This window comes from Natronolimnohabitans sp. A-GB9 (assembly GCF_030848565.1).
In the GTDB taxonomy this organism is placed as follows: Archaea; Halobacteriota; Halobacteria; order Halobacteriales; family Natrialbaceae; genus Natronolimnohabitans.
In genome coordinates, this window is record NZ_JAVDDV010000001.1 from 63,534 (window position 1) to 85,340 (window position 21,807).

A 21,807-nucleotide genomic window follows, 5' to 3' on the forward strand; every position below is an offset into this window, starting at 1 on the left:
GTTCGTGTCCATTCTCACGTCGTGGAAATCGGGTCTATACTTCAACGTCATCTAGTTGTGAGTCGGGTGTAGAGGATCCATATATGGCTAAATTCACGTGCGTGATGGCACGTAATCATTGTGCACAGCACGGATTCTCGTCCGGAGGTGTTCGCTCGACATGAGCGCGGACGATGAATCGTTCCACCCGCTCGGAAAGGAGTGGGAGGGCGAACTCGAGGAGATGCTCGACGATACCGAGTACGATACGGACCTCGGTATGGAGATGGCCCAGGACGCGATGCGGGTCACGAAAGGCGAGCTCTCCGAAGCCGAGTTCCACGAAAAGTACCACGACGACGTCATGGACGAGTTCGGCGTCGACGACCGTCCGACCGAGGAAGCCTACGAGGCTGCCCAGGAGGAGGCCAAGGGCACCGTCGGTCGGATGCTCTCGGCGTTCGACGGTGACGGCGAGGAGACCCGCCGCGAGACGATGAAGAAGATGGGCGTCGGCGCTGCCGCCGTCGGCCTCGGTGCCTGGGGCGCTACCGACGACGGCCCCGAAGCCGATTTCGCGGCTGCCGACGACGCCGCCGACGGTGGCGACGACGATGGCATCCAGTGGGGGATGACGATCGACCTCGAGCGCTGTGACGGCTGTCTCTCCTGTGTCGACGCCTGTTCTGAGGAGAACCAGCTCGATCAGGGTGTCAACTGGATGTACGTCCTCCAGTTCGCCGACGAGGACAACCAGGAGCCTGGCCACCATCCTGCCGGTGGCTTCGAGAACATGCTCGTCCGGCCGTGTCAGCACTGTACCGACGCACCCTGTGAGAAGGTCTGTCCGACGACGGCCCGACACACCCGCGACCAAGACGGGCTCGTGTTGACCGACTACGACGTCTGTATCGGCTGTCGGTACTGTCAGGTCGCCTGTCCGTACGGCGTCAACTACTTCCAGTGGAACGAGCCGGACGTGGAATACGAGGACATTCCGGAGAACGCATCGGAACACCCGGCTGCTCACGTTCCCGCGGACGCAGACCCCGAAGACGTCACCTACTCGGAGTACGATGATCTCGACGACGACCGATGGGTCGACGCCCGTGCGCCGCGTGGCGTGATGAGCAAGTGTACGATGTGTCCGACCCACCAGGACGGCAGCCAGGGTGAAGAGCACATCGGTCACACGGCCTGTGAGGACGCCTGTCCGCCAGGTGCGATCCAGTTCGGGAACGTCAACGACGAACTCAGCGACCCACAGCGGTACGCCGAGAACCCGAGTCGCGGCCGCAGTCTCGAGCGACTCGCGATTCCGGATCCCGAGGAACTCGAGGACGCCCTCGAGGGCGAAGACGACGACCTCGAGTCCGTGCTCGACGCCGTCGACTTCCAGGCCATGGACGGCGATATCACGACCGACGCGGAAGGTCTCGGCATCCTGCTCGCACTCGAGATCACCGGCGGCGAGCAGATGGGCAACGGACCCGAGGTAGAGAACCACAGCGACTTCGTCCACTACGAACAGGAGGTTCTCGACGTGCTCGAGGTCCTCGAGGACCACGGACTCGATCTCGATAGTCAGGAGGTCCTCGCCGAACTCGACCTCGCCGATCCGCTCGAGGAAGACGAAGACGAAGACGACGACTTCGAGCCGGACGAAGACGACGCGCAGTTCCTGCTCCAGCGGTTCGCAGGTGTGCAGACCTCGAGCTTCAAGCTGCTCGAAGAGTACGGAACGAACCCGAACATCACGTACATCGGCAGCGAACCTGGTCCAAACGCCGAACAGATCGAGGGCCCAGTTCAGTACGACTCCGTTGACTTGACGGACAATCGTAAGGAGGTCCTCGACGACGATACCGTCACTGGGGGGATGTACTAATGAGTACGAAAACCCCAACCGAAGCGGATATCCTACGACCGCTCAAGAACACGTCGAAGCGGTATTTCATGTTGTTCGGGGCGGCCGCGATCGCGTTCGGTATCTTCCTGGTCGGCTGGATCTACCAGCTCGCGGTCGGTATGAGCGTCACCGGTCTCTCGGACTGGGGCTCCGGTGGCGGCGTGACCTGGGGTCTGTACATCGGCGCGTTCATCTGGTGGGTCGGGATCGCCCACGGCGGGATTATCCTCTCTGCGGCAGTGCGTCTGCTCGGTATGGATCGGTATATGCCGGTCGCGCGTCTGGCCGAGATGCTGACGCTTGCTGGCCTCTCTGCCGCCGGCTTCTACATTATCGTCCACATGGGCCGTCCGGACCGGATGGTCACGAGCGTCCTCGGTCACTACCACATCACGGTCAACAACTCGCCGCTGGTGTGGGACGTGACTGTCATTACGGCTTACTTCGTCCTGACAGCGACCTATCTGGCCCTGACGCTTCGCTACGACATCACGCGACTGCGTGACGATCTTCCGGACATGTTCGAGCCGGTCTACAAGCTCCTGACGCTCGGCTACTCCGAAAAGGAGGACGAGGTCATCGAGCGGATGGTCTGGTGGGTCGCGCTGGCGATCATCATCATGGCGCCGCTGTTGCTCCACGGTGGGGTCATTCCGTGGCTGTTCGCGCTGCTGCCGACGTACCCCGGCTGGTTCGGTGCGATCCAGGGGCCGCAGTTCCTCACCATCGCACTGACCTCCGCGATCAGCGGTGTGATCGTGGTCTCCTATGCCTTCCGACGTGCGTACGACTGGGACCACATCATCACGGATGACATCTTCCGTGGCCTGCTGCTGTGGCTCGGGTTCTTCTGCCTGCTGTTCCTCTGGCTGCAGCTCCAGCAGCTCACGTCCGGCAGCTTCTCCGCGACGGTCGACCACCAGGCCGCGACCGCCTCGAAACTCTCGCACCCGGCCTACATCGTGCCGATCACGATGGTCTTTGGCGTGCTGATGTACATCTTCGCGACGACGCTGCGTCCGTCGCTGTTCAGCAAGGCGCGTGCGATCGCCGCAGGCGTTCTCGTGTTGATCGCGACGCTGGTCGAGAAGACTTACTTCGTCGTCGCCGGTCTCTGGTACCCGGCCTTTAGCATCTACGATGCGACGCCCGGTGACTACTTCCCGAGCCTCATCGAGATGTCGTCGGTCCTCGGAACCATCGGTATGGTGGTGCTGTTCTTCCTCGTCATCGCCAAGGTCGTTCCCGTCGTCGAACTCCACGCAGTCGAACACCTGCGTGGCGATCACGGCCACGGTCACGAGGAGGCACACGAAAGTGAAACCGAACCTGAGGTGAAAGCATGAACGCGCTTGCAGCCGCACTCACGTACCTACCAGCATGGGCTGGCGTTGGCGGAACCGAAGGTGTCACCGGCTTCCCGAACATCGGTACCTACCTGATCTTCGGGGTTATCCTCGTGCCGGTCTACGTCATGGTCATCGCGTGGTTCGTCGGCGAACCACGCGATGCCAAGAGCGGACTGCTCGGCGTCTCCTACCTCGTCGGTATCGCGGCACAGATGTGGATCGGGATGTTCATCCTGACGCTCATCATCGGTGTTATCTTCTTCGGTGGACTCCCCGCACCGATCGGTTCGGGCGGACCGCCGTAACCGGCTGACGCGACTCCGTCTTTCGTTTTTTCGCGGTCGACGTCGAACGTTGGTACAACAGTCCGCCTGAACCGACGAGGCTGACTCCGTCGTCGGAGTTAGCGTGTTATTGGTTACCACGTTATGCTTGCACAGTCAGGGGAAACCACGACCACATTCGACGGAAAATCGGGAATATGGCGCTCGCTGACACAGTGGCGACGGTCCTTTATCACGGCTACGAGGGTACCGAGGGGTTCACGGGCTTTCCCAACGAGGGGACCGTGATCATCTTCGGCGTCGTCCTGCTCCCGATCTACGTCATGATCGTCGCGTGGTTTACCGGGACGCCACGGGCTACGAAAACGGGTCTGCTCGGTGTCACCTATCTCGTCGGTATCGCGACGGCGATGTGGGTCTCGATGCTGATACTGACGGTCCTGATCGGAATCATCTTCTACGGCCAGGCACCGAGTATCAGCTAACACGAGGTCCCGTCGACTCCTGCCCGCCTCGAGCGACCACCGATACCCGACTCGAGGACCGAACCATCACACGTATCCCCGTTCGATCCCTTATCCGCAGTAACGCACTCCACCTATGAGCATCACTGAACACGAGCTCAAGATCAAACTCGAGGACGTCGAAGATCCGGACCTCGGCGATGACATCGTCTCGCTGGGACTGGTCAACGACGTACGCATCGAGGACGAGACCGCCCGCATCGAACTCGCGTTTAACGCGCCGTACGCGCCCTCCGAGATGGAGCTGGGGAACCAGATTCGCGAGGTCGTCGACGAAGCCGGCCTCGAGGCCGACCTACGGGCCCACGTCGGGCCGGAACAGGGCTTCGACGACGAGGTCCTCCCACGAGTGCGCAACGTCATCGCCGTCTCCTCCGGGAAAGGCGGCGTCGGTAAGACGACGGTTGCGGCCAACATCGCGGCTGGGTTAGAGAAACGTGGTGCGATGGTCGGGCTCCTCGACGCCGACATCCACGGGCCGAACATCCCGCGGATCCTGCCGGTCGAGAGCGACCCCGGCGTGACCCCCAACGAGGACATCGTCCCACCGCGCTCCGACGGCGTTCGCGTCATCAGCATGGGAATCATGACCGAAGACGAGGACGACCCCGCAATCCTCCGGGGACCGATGGTCAATAAGTTCATGCTGAAGTTCCTCGAGGGCGTCGAGTGGGGTCGACTCGACTACCTCATCGTCGACCTGCCGCCGGGGACCGGCGACGCGACGCTGAACCTGCTGCAGTCGATGCCGGTTACGGGCTCGGTCGTCGTCACGACGCCCCAGGAGATGGCACTCGACGACACCCGCAAGGGGATCGAGATGTTCCGAAAACACGACACGCCCGTTCTGGGCGTCGTCGAGAACATGAGCACGTTCGTCGCGCCGGACACCGGAAAGGAGTACAACCTCTTCGGTACCGACGGGGCCCAGCAGATCGTCGACAAGTACGACATCCCGCTGCTCGGACAGATCCCGATCCATCCCGACTTCGGCGCCGATGGGAGCAAGGGCGCACTCGTCAAAGACGACGAGAGTCCGGTCCAGGAGACCCTAGAGGACCTCGTCGCGAACGTCTCCGACCGCATCGGCGAGATCAACCGCCAGACCGTCGCCGACAACGTCGAAGGCGGTCCTGAGAACAAGCTACCGACGGAGACCGAAGACTAAGCCCAGTCGCGACACGAGAGGAAAGACGGCGTCGTACCGACTGCTGTCGGTTTGTTTCGGGGCGACCGCAGGACGATCGTAGTGACGCCGAACCCCTACAGGAGGCCGTCCCAGGATCAGGAGTCGGGTTCGGGCTCTTTTTCGACCTCCCACTCGAGTGTCATCGTGATCTCCTCGTGTGGGCCACCGAGCATCGGCGATCGTTCCTCGACTTCGATCTCGTACTCGAGATCTCGCGCCGGTGAGAGCGTCAGTACCTTGTTTCCGACCTGTATTTCGGCGGGACCGTTGCCGCGGAGTTCTTGGGCGACCGCCTGAACGAGATCCGCCGCCTCGTCTCGCGAGACCGTTTCCTCGTTGTCGGTTGTCTCGGCCATAGGAAAACGGCCATCAGGCGGATACAAATAGGTTGGCTGGGAATCGGCAGGCACGGCCGCGGTCACGCGAGATGGGACCTCGAGCTATCGTACTGTCGGACAGAACGTTAGGGATCGACGGGCGGTTCCGGAGCGTCGACGCCCGGCGTAAGCGAACGAACGTACTTCGTCACGTGATCGTCGATCCGGCGCTTGTAGCCGGCCTGTCTGGCCAGTCGATCGAGCTCTCGAGCGACGAGGCTGCCGTACTGGACGGCTTTCTTCTCGCGGTCGACGACCGCGGCGGGGAGCGAGTCGGCTGCGACGCGTCGAAGCGCTCGTTTGCGCTCGTCTTCGTCGGCGAGTAACGAATCGGGAAGCCGAAGCGCCGCCTCGACGACGGCGTCGTGGAGGAAGGGAGCGACCGGCTCGAGGCCGGCTACCTCGACAGCCCGAACGTCCCGGGGGAGCTGGTCGGGCAGCGTCGCGATCTGTTCACGGACCGCGCCGCGGGTGGTTTCGGCGTCGACGCGGTGATCGAGGCGGACGACCTTCTCGTAGCCGCCGAACAGTTCGTCGGCACCCTGGCCGACTGCCAGCGCATCGAAGCCATCGGCAGCGACGGCGTCGCCGACGAGATACAGCGGCAAAGCGATCTGGACGTCCATCGCGTTCGTCCGGCCGATCGCCTCGGCGACGCGTGGAACGGCTCGCTCGAGGTCGGCTGGCTCGAGTTCGACGACGGTCAGCTCCCGGCCCATCGCGTCGGCTGCGCTTCTGGCGGCCGCGACGTCGTGACTGTCCGGGAAGCCGACGACGTACAGCGGCGCGTCGAGCAGTTCGGCGACCAGCGCGGAGTCGACGCCACCGGAGAAGGCGACGGCGATCTCGCGGTCGGTCGCGACGGCGTCGGCTGCGGCGGTCTCGATCGCCGTCGAGAGCGACTCGAGGGCCGCTTCGTGGTCGGTCTCGGGGTCGGGATCCGGAAGCGTCCAGCGCTGCTCGGGCTCGCCGTCGGGATCGGTCGGCTCGATCGTGGTCCCTGCCGGGAGGAGTTCCGGGGACTCGAGTGAGCCAGGTTCGAACGCCCAGCAGGTGTCGGGATCGGTCCATCGGTCGCGGTCGGCCTCGACGTACAGCGGCACGCGCCCGAGGACGTCTCGGACGAGACGGTCGTCGAGGATACCGGCGAACCCGGCCGTTCCGGGCAACGGATCGCCCGTCGAGCGGGCACGGCGGACGGTCTCGGGGTCGGCGCCACGCAGCGTCATCGGAACAGCCCCAGCATCGTGTTTCTGACGCGCCGGGAGACGCCGCCGGCGGCCTGGCGGAAGCTGATGTGCCAGGGCGTTCGTTTCCCCTCGACGGAAGTACGGCCCTCCCGGATCGCCTCGAGGATCGCGTCGGCGGACCGCTCCTCGGCGTCGACGCGGGTGACCGCCTGCCCGACCATCTCGCTGATGTGGGCGTCGCTCCCGGCAGTCATCGGCAGGTTACGTGACTGGGCGAACCGCTCTGCCTGGCGGTTGGCCCGACCGGTCAACAGCCGGGAGTTGTAGACCTCGATCGCATCGCCCATCGCGAGTTGCTCACGGGAGACGCGGGCCATCACACCGTGGCGTGACTCCTGGAAGGGGTGGGGGATCACTGCGAGGCCGTCTTGTTCCCAGATGGCCTCGAGGGTCGTCTCGTAGGAGAGCCCGGCGGGGACCGGCTCTTCGAGGCCGAATCCCAGGATGTGGCCGGCCTTGCTCGAGATCTCCATCGCGGGGATCCCGATCAGACCGTACTCGGGGGCACGTTCGGCGGCGGTGAGGCTTGCGTCGATCTCGTCGTGGTCGGTGACGGCGATCGCGTCCAGCCCGACCGCGTCGGCCTGTTCTAAGATCAGTTCGACCGGATCGCGGCCATCGTAGGACAGCGACGAGTGCGCGTGGAGTTCAACCGACAGCACGGGTCTATCTCGGGGTTTGTGTGGATCGATAAAAAGCACCTCGGTCCGCCGACCGACATACCGGTATCAGTCACTGACGTCGAGTTCGACGAGCTCGAGCGAGCGATCGAGGTGACAGACGTCGTGGGGTGGCTCGCCGAGAATGTCGCTGATACGGTACTCCTCGTCGAAGTCGACGCCGTCGGGCTCGCAGTACTCGTGGCTCGGGCAGTCGACGTACGGACACGGGCCCGAAAGCGACGCCTTGCTGCCGGCGAAGGCGCCCTTCGAAGGAACGTTTGCGCGCACGGAGACGGGTTCGACCTCGACGGCGCGAACGCCGCCATCGTGCATCGCACACTCTAAGGTCTGGGCGTTCTCTCGGACGGACGTGATGCGGTATCTGGTGTCGGGCTCTAAGTTGAGACACTGGCTCCGGTAGGGACAGCCGGCGCAGGCGTCGGCTTCGCCGTGGTAGACGAACTCGGTTCCCGGATCAGCCAGCCGAGTCCCGACGAGCGTGACGGTCGACATACGACGGTGTACTCGTCGGCCGCGGTTAAGACTCACGTCGGGACGTCGGCGTCGGCATCGGCACCGGTCAGCTCGTCGAGTCGCTCGAAGTACGTCTCCCTGGGAACCTGATAGAGGCCGCGGTAGTCGATCTCGCCGTCGTCGAACGCCCGGGCCAGTTCGAGGGTGCGCTCGAGAGCGCTGGCCCGCGTCGGGAACCGTTCGTTGTCCGCCGAGACGTCGGGCTCGAGGTAGAGAGTGACGTACCAGTCGTTGTCGTCCGCACGGCTGGTCGGGTTGACCTGGGGGCGGCGGGTCCGCTTGCCGTGGGTGAGATACAGCGTCGGCAGGCAGGCCGCGGGGAACTCGTCGGCGTCGAAGACGTCGGGACGGTAGGCTAACACGAGCCGCCCGTCCTCGCTTCGGTTCCAGACGTCCCAACTGTCCGGGAGTGCAGCGAGCGTCCGTTCACGATCGTCGTCGGCCGCCGGATCGGTCATGACTGCCGGTAGGAGCGGCGCCCATAAATCCCCGTCGTCGAACGACCCGGATCGTGTTACACTGTCGATACGTTCCGTGTCGCGCGGCGGGGCTTTCGAGCGCGCGCGACAGCACCCGGCGGTTTCTGGCCGGGGTTTTATCCGAAAAACCACCCAAAATGAGGTATGGTATCGAATATCATTCTACGATACTGGCAGTATTCTCCTGGAATAAAGTCTTGATAAATATCTTTTGGGGTTAAGGCTAAGTGCTTGGATTACTCACTCATTAAATACTATCGGTATCCGTTCGCCGGACCGATCCACTCCGCGCCCGTCCCCGGCGCACCGTTGCCAAAGCCCTGACGAGGTCGTCGCGCAACGGATAGTGGCAAACGATCACATATGATACGGCAGACCGCCGCCCGCTGTGGTTCGCCATACGCCATGAGCCCACGGCACATGGTACCAGTCGACCACAGCGGTACGACGTGGCTGTCGGGCGACGCGGTTCGACGGATTCCGACGGTTCGGCCCCGATGCCACGGCTGGTCGAACGACGTCCGCTTCACGGCGGTCCGTGAGAGCACGGACACTGTAGACGAGAGACCGCAACTGGCAATGATACCATGACCGGTGACATCGAGACACTCGAGACGCTCAGTACGGATTACAAGGAATCGATGCCCGCGGACCTGCGGGAGACCAAGTCCTTCGACTGGTACCTAGAGGAGTGTTACGAGGATCCGAAGATCACTCGCAACGCCCACCAGCGAGTCGCGGACATGTTCGACTACTATGGGACGACCTACGACGAGACCGAAGGGGTCGTCGAGTACCGTCTCGCGAGCGAGGATCCGCTAAACGACGGCGAGAACACCTTCTACGGGAAGGTGATCCACCAGTCGATCCACGAGTTCGTCAACAAGGTCAAATCGGGTGCCCGCCGACTCGGACCCGAACGGCGTATCAAGCTCCTGTTGGGACCGGTCGGCTCCGGGAAATCCCACTTCGACAAGCAGGTTCGCAAGTACTTCGAGGACTACACGTTGCGGGAGGACGGGCGGATGTATACCTTCCGCTGGACGAACCTCTGTGACGTCATCAAAGACCAGGATCCGGCCGACGATACCGTCCGGTCCCCGATGAACCAGGATCCGCTCGTCCTGTTGCCCGTCGAGCAACGCCAGCGGGTCATCGATGACTTGAACGAGAACCTCGATGCGCCGTATACCATCCAAAACGAGCAGGCGCTCGACCCAGAAAGCGAGTTCTACATGGACAAGCTGCTGGCGTACTACGACGACGACCTGAAACAGGTCCTCGACAACCACGTCGAGATCGTCCGACTGGTCGCCGACGAGAACAAACGCCAGGCCCTCGAGACGTTCGAACCCAAAGACAAGAAAAACCAGGACGAGACCGAACTCACCGGCGACGTCAACTACTCGAAGATCGCCATCTACGGCGAGTCCGACCCGCGTGCGTTCGACTACTCGGGTGCCTTCTGTAACGCCAACCGCGGGGTGTTCTCCGGCGAAGAACTGCTGAAACTCCAGCGGGAGTTCCTCTACGACTTCCTGCATGCCACCCAGGAGCAGACGATCAAGCCGAAGAACAACCCCCGCATCGACATCGACCAGGTGATCGTCGGGCGGACGAACATGCCCGAGTACAAAGACAAGAAGGGCGACGAGAAGATGGAAGCGTTCAACGACCGCACCAAGCGGATCGACTTCCCGTACGTTCTCTCGTATGAAGACGAGTCGATGATCTACGAGAAGATGCTCAACAACGCCGACGTCCCCGACATCAACGTCGAGCCACACACGCTCGAGATGGCGGGGCTGTTCGGCGTGTTGACTCGTATCGAAGAGCCCGACACTGAGACCGTGGATCTCCTCTCGAAGGCCAAAGCCTACAACGGCGAGATCGACGAGAGCGACGACATCGACGTCAAGAAGCTCCGCGAGGAGGCCGAAGGGAAAGCCGAGATCGGCGAAGGGATGGTCGGCATCTCCCCGCGCTTTATCGGCGACGAGATCGCCGAGGCGATCATGGACTCGAAACACCGCTCTCGAGGGTTCCTCTCGCCGCTGACGGTGTTCAACTTCTTCGAGGAGAACCTAGAGCACCACGGCTCGATCCCCGAGGAGAACTTCGAGCAGTACTACCGCTACCTCGAGACGGTTCGTGAGGAGTACAAGGAGCGAGCGATCGAGGACGTCCGCCACGCCTTGGCCTACGACATCGACGAGATCCAGCGCCAGGGCGAGAAGTACATGGACCACGTCATGGCCTACATCGACGACGACACCATCGAGGACGATCTGACGGGTCGCGAACAGGAGCCCGACGAGACGTTCCTGCGCTCCGTCGAGGAGAAACTCGATGTCCCCGAGGACCGCAAGGACGACTTCCGCCAGGAAGTGAGCAACTGGGTCTCACGGCGCGCCCGCGAAGGCGAGGCGTTCAACCCACAGGACAACGAGCGCCTGCGCCGCGCCCTAGAGCGCAAGCTCTGGGAGGACAAGAAACACAACATCAACTTCTCCGCGCTGGTCAGCGCCAGCGACGTCGACGACGACGAGCGATCCTCGTGGATCGACGCCCTGACCGAACAGGGATACTCCGAGGCAGGGGCCAAGGAAGTGCTCGAGTTCGCCGGCGCGGAGGTCGCCAAAGCGGAGATGGACGACTAACATGACTGGCGACGACTACGTCACCGAGGCCGACCGCACCCTAGAGGAGACCTACGAGGAGCCGATGAGCCTCGCGGCGTACGTCGACCGGATCTTCGAGAACCCGACGATCGCGTCCCACGCCTCGAAGTACCTCCTGGAGGCCATCGAGGCCGCCGGCACGCGGACCGTGGTCGAAGAAGGCGAGGAGAAGGAACGCTATCGCTTTTTCGACGACCCGTACAACGACGGCGAACACGCGATCCTGGGTAACACCGAGGTACTGAACGGGTTCGTCGACGACCTCCGATCGATCGCCGCGGGCCGGGCGAAAGACGAGAAGATCATCTGGTTCGAGGGCCCGACGGCGACGGGCAAGTCCGAACTCAAGCGCTGTCTGGTCAACGGACTGCGCGAGTACTCCAAGACGCCGGAGGGACGACGGTACACGGTCGAGTGGAACGTCACGACCGCCGAATCCGGCGACCGCGGACTGAGCTATGGGTCGGGCGATCCGACGGCGACGGACGATCAGCACTGGTACGAAAGTCCCGTCCAGGCACATCCGCTGTCGGTCTTCCCCGAGGAGGTTCGAGCGGCGCTGCTCGAGGATTTGAACGCCCAACTCGAGGACCACGTCCCCGTCCAGGTCGACGCCGAGCTCGACCCCTTCTCTCGGGAGGCCTACGAGTACTTAGAGGAGCGCTATCGCCGGGAGGGCGAGGCGGAGCTGTTCTCGGCGATCACCGACGACGACCACCTCCGCGTGAAAAACTTCGTCGTCGACGTCGGACAGGGCGTCGGCGTGCTTCACAGCGAGGACGACGGCCCGCCCAAAGAGCGACTCGTCGGCTCCTGGATGCACGGCATGCTCCAGGAACTGGACTCCCGCGGGCGCAAGAACCCGCAGGCGTTTAGCTACGACGGCGTCCTCTCGCAGGGCAACGGCGTCCTCACGATCGTCGAGGATGCAGCCCAACACGCCGACCTCCTCCAGAAGCTGCTGAACGTCCCCGACGAGCAGTCGGTCAAACTCGACAAGGGGATCGGGATGGACGTCGACAGCCAGATGCTGATCATCTCCAACCCCGATCTGGAGGCCCAGCTCAACCAGCACTCGGATCGCAACGGGATGGATCCGCTGAAGGCGCTCAAGCGCCGGCTGGACAAACATCAGTTCGGCTATCTGACGAACCTGAGTCTGGAGTGTGAACTCATCCGCCGTGAGTTGACAAACGAGACGTCGGTTTGGGAGGCCGAGAGCTACGACGAACTCGAAGACCGGATCCGCGAGCCGGTGACGGTGCGGGTGAAAGACCAGGACGGCGAGACGAGAGAACGGGAGTTTGCCCCCCACGCGATCGAGGCGGCCGCGCTGTATGCAGTCGTCACCCGACTCGACGAGGAGAATCTCCCCAACGGCCTCGATCTGGTCGACAAGGCGCTGATCTACGACCAGGGCTACCTCCAGGAGGGCGATACGCGCCGCGAGAAAGACGACTTCGATTTCGACGGTGAGGCCCACGACGGCGAACACGGCATTCCGGTCACCTACACCCGCGATACGCTCGCGGAACTGCTCCAGACCGACCGGGACCGCCACCACCCGGACCTCCCAGTCGAGGACGTCGTCATGCCTCGGGACGTGTTGAACGCGATGGCCGAGGGGATGGCAGACGCCCCCGTCTTCTCGACGGGCGAGCGCTCGGAGTTCGAGAACCGAATCGTGCCGGTCAAGAACTACCTGTTCGACCGCCAGGAGCACGACGTTATCGAGGCAATCATGCACGACAAGCGCGTCGACGAGGAGACCGTCGCCGAGTACGTCGAACACGTCTACGCGTGGGAGACCGAGGAGCCACTGTACAACGACCGCGGCGAGCGCGTCGAGCCGGACCCGCTGAAGATGAAGCTGTTCGAGGTCGAACACCTCGGCCGGTTCTCCGAGTCCGAGTACGAGGGCAACCTCCCCCGGGAGAGCGTTCGGAACTTCCGGCGCGAGAAGGTGATCACGTCACTGAACCGCCACGCGTGGGAACACCGCGACGAGGACTTCGCCGTCGAGGACGTCGATCTGACCGCGATTCCGGTGATCAAGTCCGTCCTCGAGAGCCACGACTGGGACGACGTCCAGCGGACCTTCGAGGACTTCGATCCGCGACAGTGGGACGATCCACCAAGCGGCACCGAAACCGAGGCCGTCAAAGAGGACACGATCGAGACGTTGATCTCCGAGTTCGACTACTCCCGGGCCTCGGCCGAACTAACCAGCAGACACGTCATGGGACAGGTGAGCTACAGATGGGACTGAGAGACGATCTCGAGCGATTCCGTGAAGTCGGTGAACAGCGACGCGAGGACCTCGCCGACTTCATCCAGTACGGCGACCTAAGCGGTGGCGGTTCAGACGGGATTCAGATCCCCGTCAAGATCGTCTCGCTGCCCGAGTTCGAGTACGACCAACGCGACATGGGCGGCGTCGGCCAAGGTGAGGACGGAACGCCAGACGCCGGCCAGCCGGTCGGCCAGCCCCAGCCACAGCCGGGCGACGACGACGGCGACGACGGCGACGAACCCGGTGAGGAGGGCGGCGAGCACGAGTACTACGAGATGGATCCCGAGGAGTTCGCCGAAGAACTCGACGAGGAACTCGGGCTGGACCTCGATCCGAAAGGGAAGACAGTCGTCGAGGAGAAAGAAGGCCCCTTCACCGACCTCACGCGGACGGGCCCCGACAGCACGCTCGACTTCGAGCGAATGTTCAAAGAGGGATTAAAGCGAAAGCTCGCGATGGACTTCGACGAGGAGTTCCTGCGGGAACTCTGTAAGGTCGAGGACATCGAGCCTCGCGATATCTTCGAGTGGGCCCGCGGCGAGAACCTCCCGGTCTCGATGGCCTGGATCGAAGAGGCCTACGACGACATTCCGGACGCCGAACGCGGAACGTGGGCCTCCATCGAGGAGGTCGAGGAACACGTCGAACGCGAGTCGGTCCAGCAAAAGATCCGTCGCGAGGGAATCAGACACGTCCCGTTCCGCCGCGAGGACGAACGCTACCGCCACCCCGAGATCATCGAGGAGAAAGAGAAGAACGTCGTCGTCGTCAACATCCGCGACGTCTCGGGCTCGATGCGCGAGAAGAAACGCGAACTCGTCGAGCGCACGTTCACCCCGCTGGACTGGTACCTGCAGGGCAAGTACGACAACGCCGAGTTCGTCTACATCGCCCACGACGCCGACGCCTGGGCGGTCGAACGCGACGACTTCTTCGGCATTCGCTCCGGCGGCGGCACGAAGATCTCGAGCGCGTACGAACTCGCCGCCGAACTCTTAGAGGAGTACCCCTGGAGCGACTGGAACCGGTACGTCTTCGCAGCAGGCGACTCCGAGAACTCCTCGAACGACACCGAAGAGCGGGTAATTCCACTGATGGAAGAGATCCCCGCCAACCTCCACGCCTACGTGGAGACCCAGCCGTCGGGCAACGCCATCAACGCGACCCACGCCGAGGAACTCGAGCGCCACTTCGGGACCGACGCTGACGACGTCGCAGTGGCCTACGTCAACGGCAAGGACGACGTGACCGACGCGATCTACGAAATTCTCTCCACGGAGAGTGAGACCGATGAGTAAGTCAAACTCCAATGCGGACCGCTTTCGCAAACAGGCGATCGCCAGCGACCTCGAGGAACCGGTCACCGAGGCACGAAACCTCGCGGAGAAACTCGGCCTCGAGCCGTATCCGGTCAAGTACTGGATCATCGACTACGACGAGATGAACGAACTCATCGCCTACGGCGGGTTCCAGACCCGGTACCCCCACTGGCGATGGGGTATGCAGTACGACCGCCAACAGAAGCAAGGACAGTACGGCGGCGGGAAGGCCTTCGAGATCGTCAACAACGACAATCCGGCGCACGCCTTCCTCCAGGAGTCGAACACGATCGCCGACCAGAAGGCGGTCATCACCCACGTCGAGGCCCACTCCGACTTCTTCGCGAACAACGAGTGGTTCGGCCTCTTTACCAGCGGCCGCGCCGACGAGGAACAGGTCAACGCCGCTGCCATGCTCGAGCGCCACGCGCGGTCGATCGACGACTACATGTCCGACCCGGACATCGACCGCGCCGAGGTCGAGAAGTGGATCGACCACTGTCTCTCACTCGAGGACAACATCGACCAACACCGAGTGTTCGAGCGCCGCCTGGACGTCGACGGGCCGGTCGACGATCTCGACGACGATATCGCCGAGAAACTCGACGAACTCGGTCTCTCCGACGAAGTGAAAGGTGAGGTCTTCGACGACGAGTGGCTCGAGAAACTCGAGGAGGAGGGCGAGTCAGTCACCTTCCCCGAAGAGCCACAGAAGGACCTGCTCGCGTTCGTCCGCGAACACGGCAAGCAGTACGACGACGAGGCCGGCCGAGCCGTCGAGATGGAGGAGTGGCAACGGGACGTCTTGGACATGATGCGTGCGGAGGCGTACTACTTCGCCGCCCAGAAGATGACGAAGGTGATGAACGAGGGCTGGGCGGCCTACTGGGAGTCGACGATGATGACCGACGAGGTCTTCGCCGGCGACGACGAGTTCATGAACTACGCCGACCACATGGCGAAGGTACTGGGGTCGGGCGGGCTCAACCCCTACAGTCTCGGGATGGAACTGTGGGAGTACGTCGAGAACCGAACCAACCGCCGGGAGGTCTTGGAGCGACTGCTGCGTGTCGAGGGGATCTCCTGGCGAAATCTGATGGACGTCGTCGACTTCGACGACGTCCTCGAGACGCTCGAGCCGCCGGAAGCGATCGACCGGATCACCTCCGAGACCCTCGACGCACTCGAGGCGGTCCCGACAGAGTTCGTCGATCAGGAAGCCCTCGAGGCCGCCCGCGAAGGCGAGATCGACGTCGAAAAATACCCGTGGAAGGTCTTGACCTACGAAGGGCTGGCACGTCGTCACTACTCGCTGGTCAAACGCCAGCACCGCGGCTTTCTCACCCGGGTGAGCCAGAACGACCTCGAGCAGATCGGCCGCTACCTCTTCGACGACGCCCGCTACGGATCGGTCGAGGAAGCCCTCGAGGACGTCGAGTTCACCGCCGGCTGGGATCGCATGTTCGACATCCGCGAGAGTCACAACGACGTGACGTTCTTGGACGAGTTCCTCACCCAGGAGTTCATCACCGAGAACAACTACTTCACCTACGAACACTCCCAGGCGACCGGGCAGTTCCACGTCGCCAGCGACGCCGCCGAGGACGTCAAGAAGAAACTGCTGTTGCAGTTTACCAACTTCGGGAAGCCGACGATCGCGGTCTACGACGGCAACTACAACAACGCCAACGAACTCCTGCTTGGCCACCAGTACAACGGCGTCATGCTCGATCTCGGACAGGCCAGAGAGACGCTCAAACGGATCTTCGAACTCTGGGGCCGGCCGGTGAACCTGCTGACGATCGTCAAGGAGGTTGACGACCACGACATCGAAGTCGCCAAACGACGCAACCGCGAGCCAGAACCCGAAGAACGGGGCAAACTGCTTCGGTACGACGGCGACGAGGTGACTATCGAAGACGTCCCCTGGGAGGAGGTCGACCACCTCGCGGCCGACGACGTCGACTACGACACCAAACCCGACGAGTGGCTCGCCTGATACGGACCGCCGTACCGATTTCCCGGCACAGACGCGATCTGTCTGGGGTTGCGCCGATGCTGATACTGTCGGACAGCAGTCGATCTGGCCGGCGTTCGTCCTACGGCGAACGCATCAAACACTCGGAAGATTTTTGGTTCCAATCCCGCATCGTCGGGATACGATGGATGGGGAAGGGGGCGAGACGATCGAGTGCGCTCGTTCGACCGACGCCGCATTCGATCTACCCGCAGTCCTCGCACGACTCGATACGCACGACCCGGACGAGCAGCGGGCCGCCGTAGAGACGATCCGCGACACGCTCACCGACGATCCGGGGATCTGTCTGCCGACCGTCCCGAAGCTCCGAGAACTGCTCGGTCGAACGGAACTTGACTTTCACGACGAAGTCGCCTACTGTCTGGCCGAGCTGGCGACCGAGTCGACCGCCGACGTCGCGCCGTCGGTCGACGAAATCGTCGCTTTCGTCGCCGAGAACCCCTCGACTGCCGCAACAGGCGAACTGCTTCGCTGCCTCGCGACGGTCGCGGCCGACCAGCCGACCGCCGTCCTCGAGCACGCCGCCGCGATCGCCGACGTGCTCGAGCAGCGGTCGGGGTACGATCGGCAGGGGCTGCGGATCTTCGACTCGCTCTCACGGAAGCGACCGTCCGCGATCGAGCCGGCCAGTGAGGTGCTCGTCGACGCCTTAACCGCGGCGCCCGTGGAAAACGGCGTGATCGTGCTCTCGGCGCTTGGCCGGCTGGCACGGTCGGGGACGTCGCTGTCGACCCTCGAGTTCGTCGCACCGGCACGGACGCTCGTCGACCACGACGAGACGCCGCTGCGTCGCAACGCCGTCGGCTGTCTGGCCGACGTCGCGCGGCGCCACCCCGCGGCGATCGAACCCGCCACCGATGACCTCGCGGGCGCGATCGAACACGACGATCCCGAGACGCGGGCCAACGCGGCCGCCGCGCTCGCTCGTGTCGCGTCGTCGGTCGGCCCCGATCTCGAGTCCGCTCGGTCGCCGCTGGTCGCCGCACTCGAGGACGAGCACAAACGCGTGCGAGCGAACGCGTGTGTCGCGATCGGCCACGCCGGCTTCGAATCGGTCGCGGACCGACTCGAGGAATTGGCCTGTGGTGATCCGGAACCGGACGTCCGGGAGCGAGCCCGGTGGGCGCTGGATCGGGTGTGAGACGGGCTGTGTCGTCACGTGCCGCCGATCGCCAGGCTGGTCGGCGATCGTCGATATAGTGGTACAGCAGTCCACACGTACGTCGGCGACCACAACGTAGTGGTGGCTGGCCGTCGTCGGGTCACGTATGCACCAGGAGCGCTTTTCCGTCGAGACCGACACACGACTCACGACCGTCGACGTGACCGATCGCGTCGAGTCGGCCGTTCCCGACGAGCTCTCGGCCGGCACCGCGACCGCGTTCGTCACCCATACGACGGCGGGGTTGGCCGTCCAGGAAAACGAGTCGCGACTGCGCGGTGACCTCGAGACGTTCCTCGGCGACCTCGTGCCCGACGAGGGCCACGCCCACGACCAGTTGGACGGGAACGCGGATTCACACCTGCGGGCGACGCTGATCGGTCCGGACGTGACGATCCCCGTCACCGACGGCTCGCTGGCGCTTGGAACGTGGCAGTCGGTCTTCTTCGTCGAGTGTGATGGGCCGCGAACGCGGACCGCGACGGTGACAGTCAGCGGAGAGTAGCCGCCGTCAGAGCGGCTTATACGAACCGCTGTATCTGCTCCGGCGAGCCACGGACAGTCGGGTATGGCGGAAACGACGGACGGAGATCAGACCGGAATCGGCCGATCCGCCGACACGCAGTCGACACCCCGCCACTCGAGTAGCTTCGCCGTCAGCCGTCGCTCGAGCGACCAGGCGTGGACCTCGAGGTCGACTGCTTTCGCGCGGGAAACGAGGCCGGTCGTCAGACAGCGCCAGTAGTTCGCGCCGATGACGTCACAGTCGAGTTCGACGGCGGTCGTCACCGGCATCTCGAGTCGGCGGCTGACCAACAGCCCGGTCGGCTGGTCGCGATCGAGTTCGCGGATCGCCCGGAGTTCGGACAGCAGAAACGAAGTCGTGACGACGCGGTTCTCGACGCCGTCGATCGCCTCGAGGACGTCCGCAGCGATGCCGAGGTCTTTGATCTCGAGGTTGACTTCGATCCCCGTCGGAAGCGCCTCGAGCAGTTCTTCGAGCGTCGGGACGCGCTCTCCCGACTCGAGGACGGTGTGAGTCTTGAGTTCCTCGAGGCTGCTGTCGGCGACGGTTCCGACACCCCCGGTAACGCGGTCGATCGTCTCGTCGTGGATGACGACGAGTTCGCCCGAGCCACAGCGCCGGACGTCGAACTCGACGGCGTCGGCATACTCGGCGGCCGACCGGATCGCGGCGATGGTGTTTTCGGGGGCCGTAGCGGCGAATCCACGGTGGGCGATCAGACGCATTCGACGGGAGAAGGGTGACGAACCGCTTTACACTGTCGGCTATGACATCCTCCGCGCCCGTCAGGGCGCGGTTTCCACAGCCGTTCGCATCGACGGTGAACGACCCTTCTATTCATCCCATCTGGCGTCGAAGCGTGATGTATGAGTCCAAGTACCACTCACACGGTCGACTTCGACGACACCGTCGCCGTAATCACGGGCGCAAGCGGTGCGCTCGGAAGCGCCACCGTCGAACGGTTTCGGGACGCCGGCGCGACCGTCTGTGCCGTCGACGTCGTCGCCCCCGACGAGGGAGACAGCCTGCTCGAGCCGGACGAGCGAACTCACTTCTACGAGGCCGATCTGACCGACGAAGCGGACGTCGAGGAACTCGTCTCGAGCGTCGTCGACGACCACGGCCGGATCGATCACCTGCTGAACATCGCCGGCACCTGGCGTGGCGGCGACCCGATCGAGGAGACCGATCTCGAGGAGTTCGAGTCACTCGTCGATATCAACCTGAAGACGGCGTTTCTGGCGTCGAAACACGCGCTGCCACACCTACAGGAGCAGGGGGGAGCGATCGTCAGCGTCAGTTCGCGCTCGTCGCTCGAGGGTGGCGAAGGCGACGGCCCCTACCGGATCACGAAAGCCGGGATCCGGCTGTTGACCGAGACCATCGCCGAGGAGAACCGCGGTACCGTTCGAGCGAACTGCGTGATGCCAAGCGTGATCGATACGCCGATGAACCGCGAGATGATGTCCGACGCGGACCACGACGAGTGGGTCGATCCCGCGGATATCGCCGACGTGATGGCCTTTCTCTGTAGTGACGGTGCATCGGTGACCAGCGGCGCCGCTGTGCCAGTCTACGGCGAGGCGTGAAAACGGCGAGAGGTGTGACTACAGGTTCGCGTCGATCCAGTCGGCGAAGTCCTCGGTGAGGAACTCGACGTACTCGACGACACCGAGATACAGCGAGACGACGAGGACGACCAGTATCGGCACGCGGATCGCCCAGATCCACGCCGTGCCGAGCCCACCGAGGTCGCCGATGCCTTTCTCGAGTTCCTGGACGGCGAACTTCGGCGTGATCCAGCCGACCAGAAGCACCAGCATGAGCGCTCCGAACACGAGCAGAATGCCGTCGGCGAAGCCGTCGAGCAGGTCGAGGAAGACCAGATCGTAGGTGACCGGCACGCCGAGCAGGTAGATGATGCCGCCCATCCCGAGCGCGGCCTTCCACCGCTCGACACCTTTCTCGTCGATAACGTACGCCGTCACGACCTCGAGCAGCGAGATCGCACTCGAGAGGGCGGCGATCGCGACGATACCGAAGAAGACGAGGCCGATGATGTGGCCACCGGTCACGTCCGCGAACGCACTGGTCATCGAGACGAAAATCTCGCCGGCGCCACCCTCACCGGGGGTAATATCCGCCGCGAAGAAGATCGGGAAGACGACCAGCCCCGTCAGGAACGCGATCCCGGTGTCGAAGCCGATGATGGTGACGCCGTCGGTCGCTAAGTTGCGATCCTCACCGAGATAGGAGGCGTAGGTGATCATCACACCCATCCCAAGCGAGAGTGTAAAGAAGGCCTGTCCGGCCGCGGCCGGAAGCAGCGTCTGCCAGTTGTCGACGATGACGCCGAACTCGGGCGAGAGGTAGTAGTCGTAACCAGCGCCCGATCCGGGAAGCGTAAACGCCCAGATCGCGAGTCCGACCAGCAAAACGATGATCGCCGGCACCATCGTCTTCACTGCGAGTTCGATGCCGCGGCGAATACCGAGTGCGACGATTCCGATCGTCAACAGCATAAAGATCGTATGGAAGAAGAACGCGTCCAGTCCGGTCGAGAGTTCCCCGAACATGACTTCCGCAGTCGACACCCCAGCCTCGGCTGCGGCAGCTTCGTAGCCCTCGAGATGGGTCGCGTAGCTTCCACGAAAGCCCTCGAGGAAGTAGCGGATGAACCAGCCGGCGACGACGCTGTAGAACGAGAGAATAACGAAGCCAGTGAGGACGAAGACGCCGCCGACGTACTTCCAGGCGTCACCGCCGAGTTCGATCAGCGCACCGACCGGGTTCCGTTCGGTCTTGCGACCGACGACGAACTCGACGAGGATCGCCGGGAATCCGACCAGTGCCACGAACAGCAGATAGATCAACAGAAACGCCGCCCCACCCCCCTCGCCCGTCACGAACGGGAACCGCCAGATGTTTCCTAATCCGACTGCGCTCCCGACGGCAGCCAGGATAAAGCCTGTTCTGGTCGCCCACGTCTCTCGTTCAACCATATCGCTCCCATTGAAAGAGCGACCACATATAACTTTTCGTAAGCGCGGAATCTGACGGCCATAAACCGGATACCGTCGGATTTCACGTTTCAGCAGTCGAAGAATTTTGTCGGCGTATGAGGGAGATCGGTTCCTCGAATAGGGCCGGCGACTGGTGGTCGTCACCCACCCCCATCAGTCATTAATTGTGATGGTATTACGGAATCCTTTTCCTATTGGTCATCACAGAAGGTCGTATGACACAGACTGG

Annotated in this window: 19 protein-coding genes; 12 read left to right on the plus strand and 7 right to left on the minus strand. The window is 63.3% G+C overall.

Annotated features, from left to right (window positions below; all coding sequences use genetic code 11):
- Nucleotides 1-160: 160 nt before the first annotated feature.
- The 5 genes from RBH26_RS00315 to RBH26_RS00335 all read left to right on the plus strand — a co-directional run bounded on the left by RBH26_RS00315 (nt 161) and on the right by RBH26_RS00335 (nt 5,213).
- Entirely contained in the window at nt 161-1,867 is a 1,707-nt protein-coding gene (locus RBH26_RS00315; RefSeq protein WP_306755815.1) for a 4Fe-4S ferredoxin N-terminal domain-containing protein, read from the plus strand.
- A complete protein-coding gene (gene nrfD / locus RBH26_RS00320; protein WP_306755816.1) occupies nt 1,867-3,234 on the plus strand; it encodes an NrfD/PsrC family molybdoenzyme membrane anchor subunit in 1,368 nt (455 codons plus the stop codon). Before RBH26_RS00315 ends, nrfD begins: the two co-directional genes overlap by 1 nt.
- Entirely contained in the window at nt 3,231-3,542 is a 312-nt protein-coding gene (locus RBH26_RS00325; protein ID WP_306755817.1) for a hypothetical protein, read from the plus strand. The genes nrfD and RBH26_RS00325 overlap by 4 nt, the downstream gene beginning before the upstream one ends.
- 176 nt (nt 3,543-3,718) lie before the next feature.
- Nucleotides 3,719-4,006, plus strand: a complete 288-nt coding sequence (locus RBH26_RS00330; RefSeq protein ID WP_306755818.1) for a hypothetical protein — start codon at nt 3,719-3,721, stop codon at nt 4,004-4,006.
- Nucleotides 4,007-4,121: 115 nt separating this feature from the next.
- Entirely contained in the window at nt 4,122-5,213 is a 1,092-nt protein-coding gene (locus tag RBH26_RS00335) for a P-loop NTPase (protein ID WP_306755819.1), read from the plus strand.
- A gap of 116 nt (nt 5,214-5,329) precedes the next feature.
- On the opposite strand, the gene RBH26_RS00340 is transcribed toward RBH26_RS00335, so the two are convergent.
- The 5 genes from RBH26_RS00340 to RBH26_RS00360 form a co-directional block, all read right to left on the minus strand.
- Entirely contained in the window at nt 5,330-5,590 is a 261-nt protein-coding gene (locus RBH26_RS00340) for an amphi-Trp domain-containing protein (RefSeq protein WP_306755820.1), read from the minus strand.
- 107 nt (nt 5,591-5,697) lie between these two features.
- Entirely contained in the window at nt 5,698-6,840 is a 1,143-nt protein-coding gene (locus RBH26_RS00345; protein ID WP_306755821.1) for an asparagine synthase-related protein, read from the minus strand.
- Nucleotides 6,837-7,523 (minus strand): PHP domain-containing protein, encoded by a 687-nt coding sequence (locus RBH26_RS00350; protein WP_306755822.1) that lies wholly within the window; start codon nt 7,521-7,523, stop codon nt 6,837-6,839. Before RBH26_RS00350 ends, RBH26_RS00345 begins: the two co-directional genes overlap by 4 nt.
- 66 nt (nt 7,524-7,589) lie before the next feature.
- Nucleotides 7,590-8,036 (minus strand): UPF0179 family protein, encoded by a 447-nt coding sequence (locus RBH26_RS00355; RefSeq protein ID WP_306755823.1) that lies wholly within the window; start codon nt 8,034-8,036, stop codon nt 7,590-7,592.
- A 32-nt stretch (nt 8,037-8,068) separates the two neighbouring features.
- Complete coding sequence (locus tag RBH26_RS00360; RefSeq protein WP_306755824.1) at nt 8,069-8,515, minus strand: DUF5820 family protein; 447 nt, start codon at nt 8,513-8,515, stop codon at nt 8,069-8,071.
- 608 nt (nt 8,516-9,123) lie between these two features.
- On the opposite strand from RBH26_RS00360, the gene RBH26_RS00365 reads away from it, so the two are divergent.
- The 6 genes from RBH26_RS00365 to RBH26_RS00390 all read left to right on the plus strand — a co-directional run bounded on the left by RBH26_RS00365 (nt 9,124) and on the right by RBH26_RS00390 (nt 18,534).
- Nucleotides 9,124-11,196, plus strand: coding sequence for a serine protein kinase PrkA (locus tag RBH26_RS00365; protein ID WP_306755825.1), 2,073 nt, complete (start codon nt 9,124-9,126; stop codon nt 11,194-11,196).
- A 1-nt stretch (nt 11,197) separates the two neighbouring features.
- Complete coding sequence (locus RBH26_RS00370) at nt 11,198-13,486, plus strand: kinase anchor protein (protein WP_306755826.1); 2,289 nt, start codon at nt 11,198-11,200, stop codon at nt 13,484-13,486.
- Nucleotides 13,477-14,808 (plus strand): YeaH/YhbH family protein, encoded by a 1,332-nt coding sequence (locus RBH26_RS00375; RefSeq protein WP_306755827.1) that lies wholly within the window; start codon nt 13,477-13,479, stop codon nt 14,806-14,808. Before RBH26_RS00370 ends, RBH26_RS00375 begins: the two co-directional genes overlap by 10 nt.
- The gene (locus tag RBH26_RS00380; protein WP_306755828.1) at nt 14,801-16,828 is read left to right on the plus strand and encodes a SpoVR family protein; all 2,028 of its coding nucleotides are present in this window, start codon (nt 14,801-14,803) and stop codon (nt 16,826-16,828) included. Before RBH26_RS00375 ends, RBH26_RS00380 begins: the two co-directional genes overlap by 8 nt.
- A 163-nt stretch (nt 16,829-16,991) precedes the next feature.
- A complete protein-coding gene (locus RBH26_RS00385; RefSeq protein ID WP_306755829.1) occupies nt 16,992-18,008 on the plus strand; it encodes a HEAT repeat domain-containing protein in 1,017 nt (338 codons plus the stop codon).
- A 127-nt stretch (nt 18,009-18,135) separates the two neighbouring features.
- Nucleotides 18,136-18,534, plus strand: coding sequence for a secondary thiamine-phosphate synthase enzyme YjbQ (locus RBH26_RS00390; protein ID WP_306755830.1), 399 nt, complete (start codon nt 18,136-18,138; stop codon nt 18,532-18,534).
- Nucleotides 18,535-18,620: 86 nt separating this feature from the next.
- Here the strand turns inward: RBH26_RS00390 and RBH26_RS00395 are convergent, their stop codons facing one another.
- Nucleotides 18,621-19,280: a glycerophosphodiester phosphodiesterase family protein gene (locus RBH26_RS00395; protein ID WP_306755831.1), complete on the minus strand. Its 660-nt coding sequence runs from the start codon at nt 19,278-19,280 to the stop codon at nt 18,621-18,623.
- A 141-nt stretch (nt 19,281-19,421) separates the two neighbouring features.
- Between RBH26_RS00395 and RBH26_RS00400 the strand changes: the two genes are divergently transcribed.
- Nucleotides 19,422-20,144 carry an SDR family oxidoreductase gene (locus tag RBH26_RS00400; protein ID WP_306755832.1) on the plus strand — a complete coding sequence of 241 codons (723 nt, stop codon included), beginning with the start codon at nt 19,422-19,424 and terminating at the stop codon, nt 20,142-20,144.
- An 18-nt stretch (nt 20,145-20,162) separates the two neighbouring features.
- Here the strand turns inward: RBH26_RS00400 and RBH26_RS00405 are convergent, their stop codons facing one another.
- On the minus strand, nt 20,163-21,557 hold the full coding sequence (locus RBH26_RS00405) for a sodium-dependent transporter (RefSeq protein WP_306755833.1): 1,395 nt from the start codon (nt 21,555-21,557) through the stop codon (nt 20,163-20,165).
- Nucleotides 21,558-21,807 lie beyond the last annotated feature (250 nt).

Bases quoted from the DNA above. Each gene is read 5' to 3' on its own strand.
- RBH26_RS00370 (WP_306755826.1), top strand. From the start codon at position 11,198: ATGACTGGCGACGACTACGTCACCGAGGCCGACCGCACCCTAGAGGAG.
- RBH26_RS00315 (WP_306755815.1), top strand. From the start codon at position 161: ATGAGCGCGGACGATGAATCGTTCCACCCGCTCGGAAAGGAGTGGGAG.
- RBH26_RS00400 (WP_306755832.1), top strand. From the start codon at position 19,422: ATGAGTCCAAGTACCACTCACACGGTCGACTTCGACGACACCGTCGCC.
- RBH26_RS00405 (WP_306755833.1), bottom strand. From the start codon at position 21,557: ATGGTTGAACGAGAGACGTGGGCGACCAGAACAGGCTTTATCCTGGCT.
- nrfD (WP_306755816.1), top strand. From the start codon at position 1,867: ATGAGTACGAAAACCCCAACCGAAGCGGATATCCTACGACCGCTCAAG.
- RBH26_RS00355 (WP_306755823.1), bottom strand. From the start codon at position 8,036: ATGTCGACCGTCACGCTCGTCGGGACTCGGCTGGCTGATCCGGGAACC.
- RBH26_RS00390 (WP_306755830.1), top strand. From the start codon at position 18,136: ATGCACCAGGAGCGCTTTTCCGTCGAGACCGACACACGACTCACGACC.
- RBH26_RS00335 (WP_306755819.1), top strand. From the start codon at position 4,122: ATGAGCATCACTGAACACGAGCTCAAGATCAAACTCGAGGACGTCGAA.
- RBH26_RS00325 (WP_306755817.1), top strand. From the start codon at position 3,231: ATGAACGCGCTTGCAGCCGCACTCACGTACCTACCAGCATGGGCTGGC.
- RBH26_RS00385 (WP_306755829.1), top strand. From the start codon at position 16,992: ATGGATGGGGAAGGGGGCGAGACGATCGAGTGCGCTCGTTCGACCGAC.
- RBH26_RS00330 (WP_306755818.1), top strand. From the start codon at position 3,719: ATGGCGCTCGCTGACACAGTGGCGACGGTCCTTTATCACGGCTACGAG.
- RBH26_RS00365 (WP_306755825.1), top strand. From the start codon at position 9,124: ATGACCGGTGACATCGAGACACTCGAGACGCTCAGTACGGATTACAAG.
- RBH26_RS00360 (WP_306755824.1), bottom strand. From the start codon at position 8,515: ATGACCGATCCGGCGGCCGACGACGATCGTGAACGGACGCTCGCTGCA.
- RBH26_RS00380 (WP_306755828.1), top strand. From the start codon at position 14,801: ATGAGTAAGTCAAACTCCAATGCGGACCGCTTTCGCAAACAGGCGATC.
- RBH26_RS00345 (WP_306755821.1), bottom strand. From the start codon at position 6,840: ATGACGCTGCGTGGCGCCGACCCCGAGACCGTCCGCCGTGCCCGCTCG.
- RBH26_RS00395 (WP_306755831.1), bottom strand. From the start codon at position 19,280: ATGCGTCTGATCGCCCACCGTGGATTCGCCGCTACGGCCCCCGAAAAC.
- RBH26_RS00340 (WP_306755820.1), bottom strand. From the start codon at position 5,590: ATGGCCGAGACAACCGACAACGAGGAAACGGTCTCGCGAGACGAGGCG.
- RBH26_RS00375 (WP_306755827.1), top strand. From the start codon at position 13,477: ATGGGACTGAGAGACGATCTCGAGCGATTCCGTGAAGTCGGTGAACAG.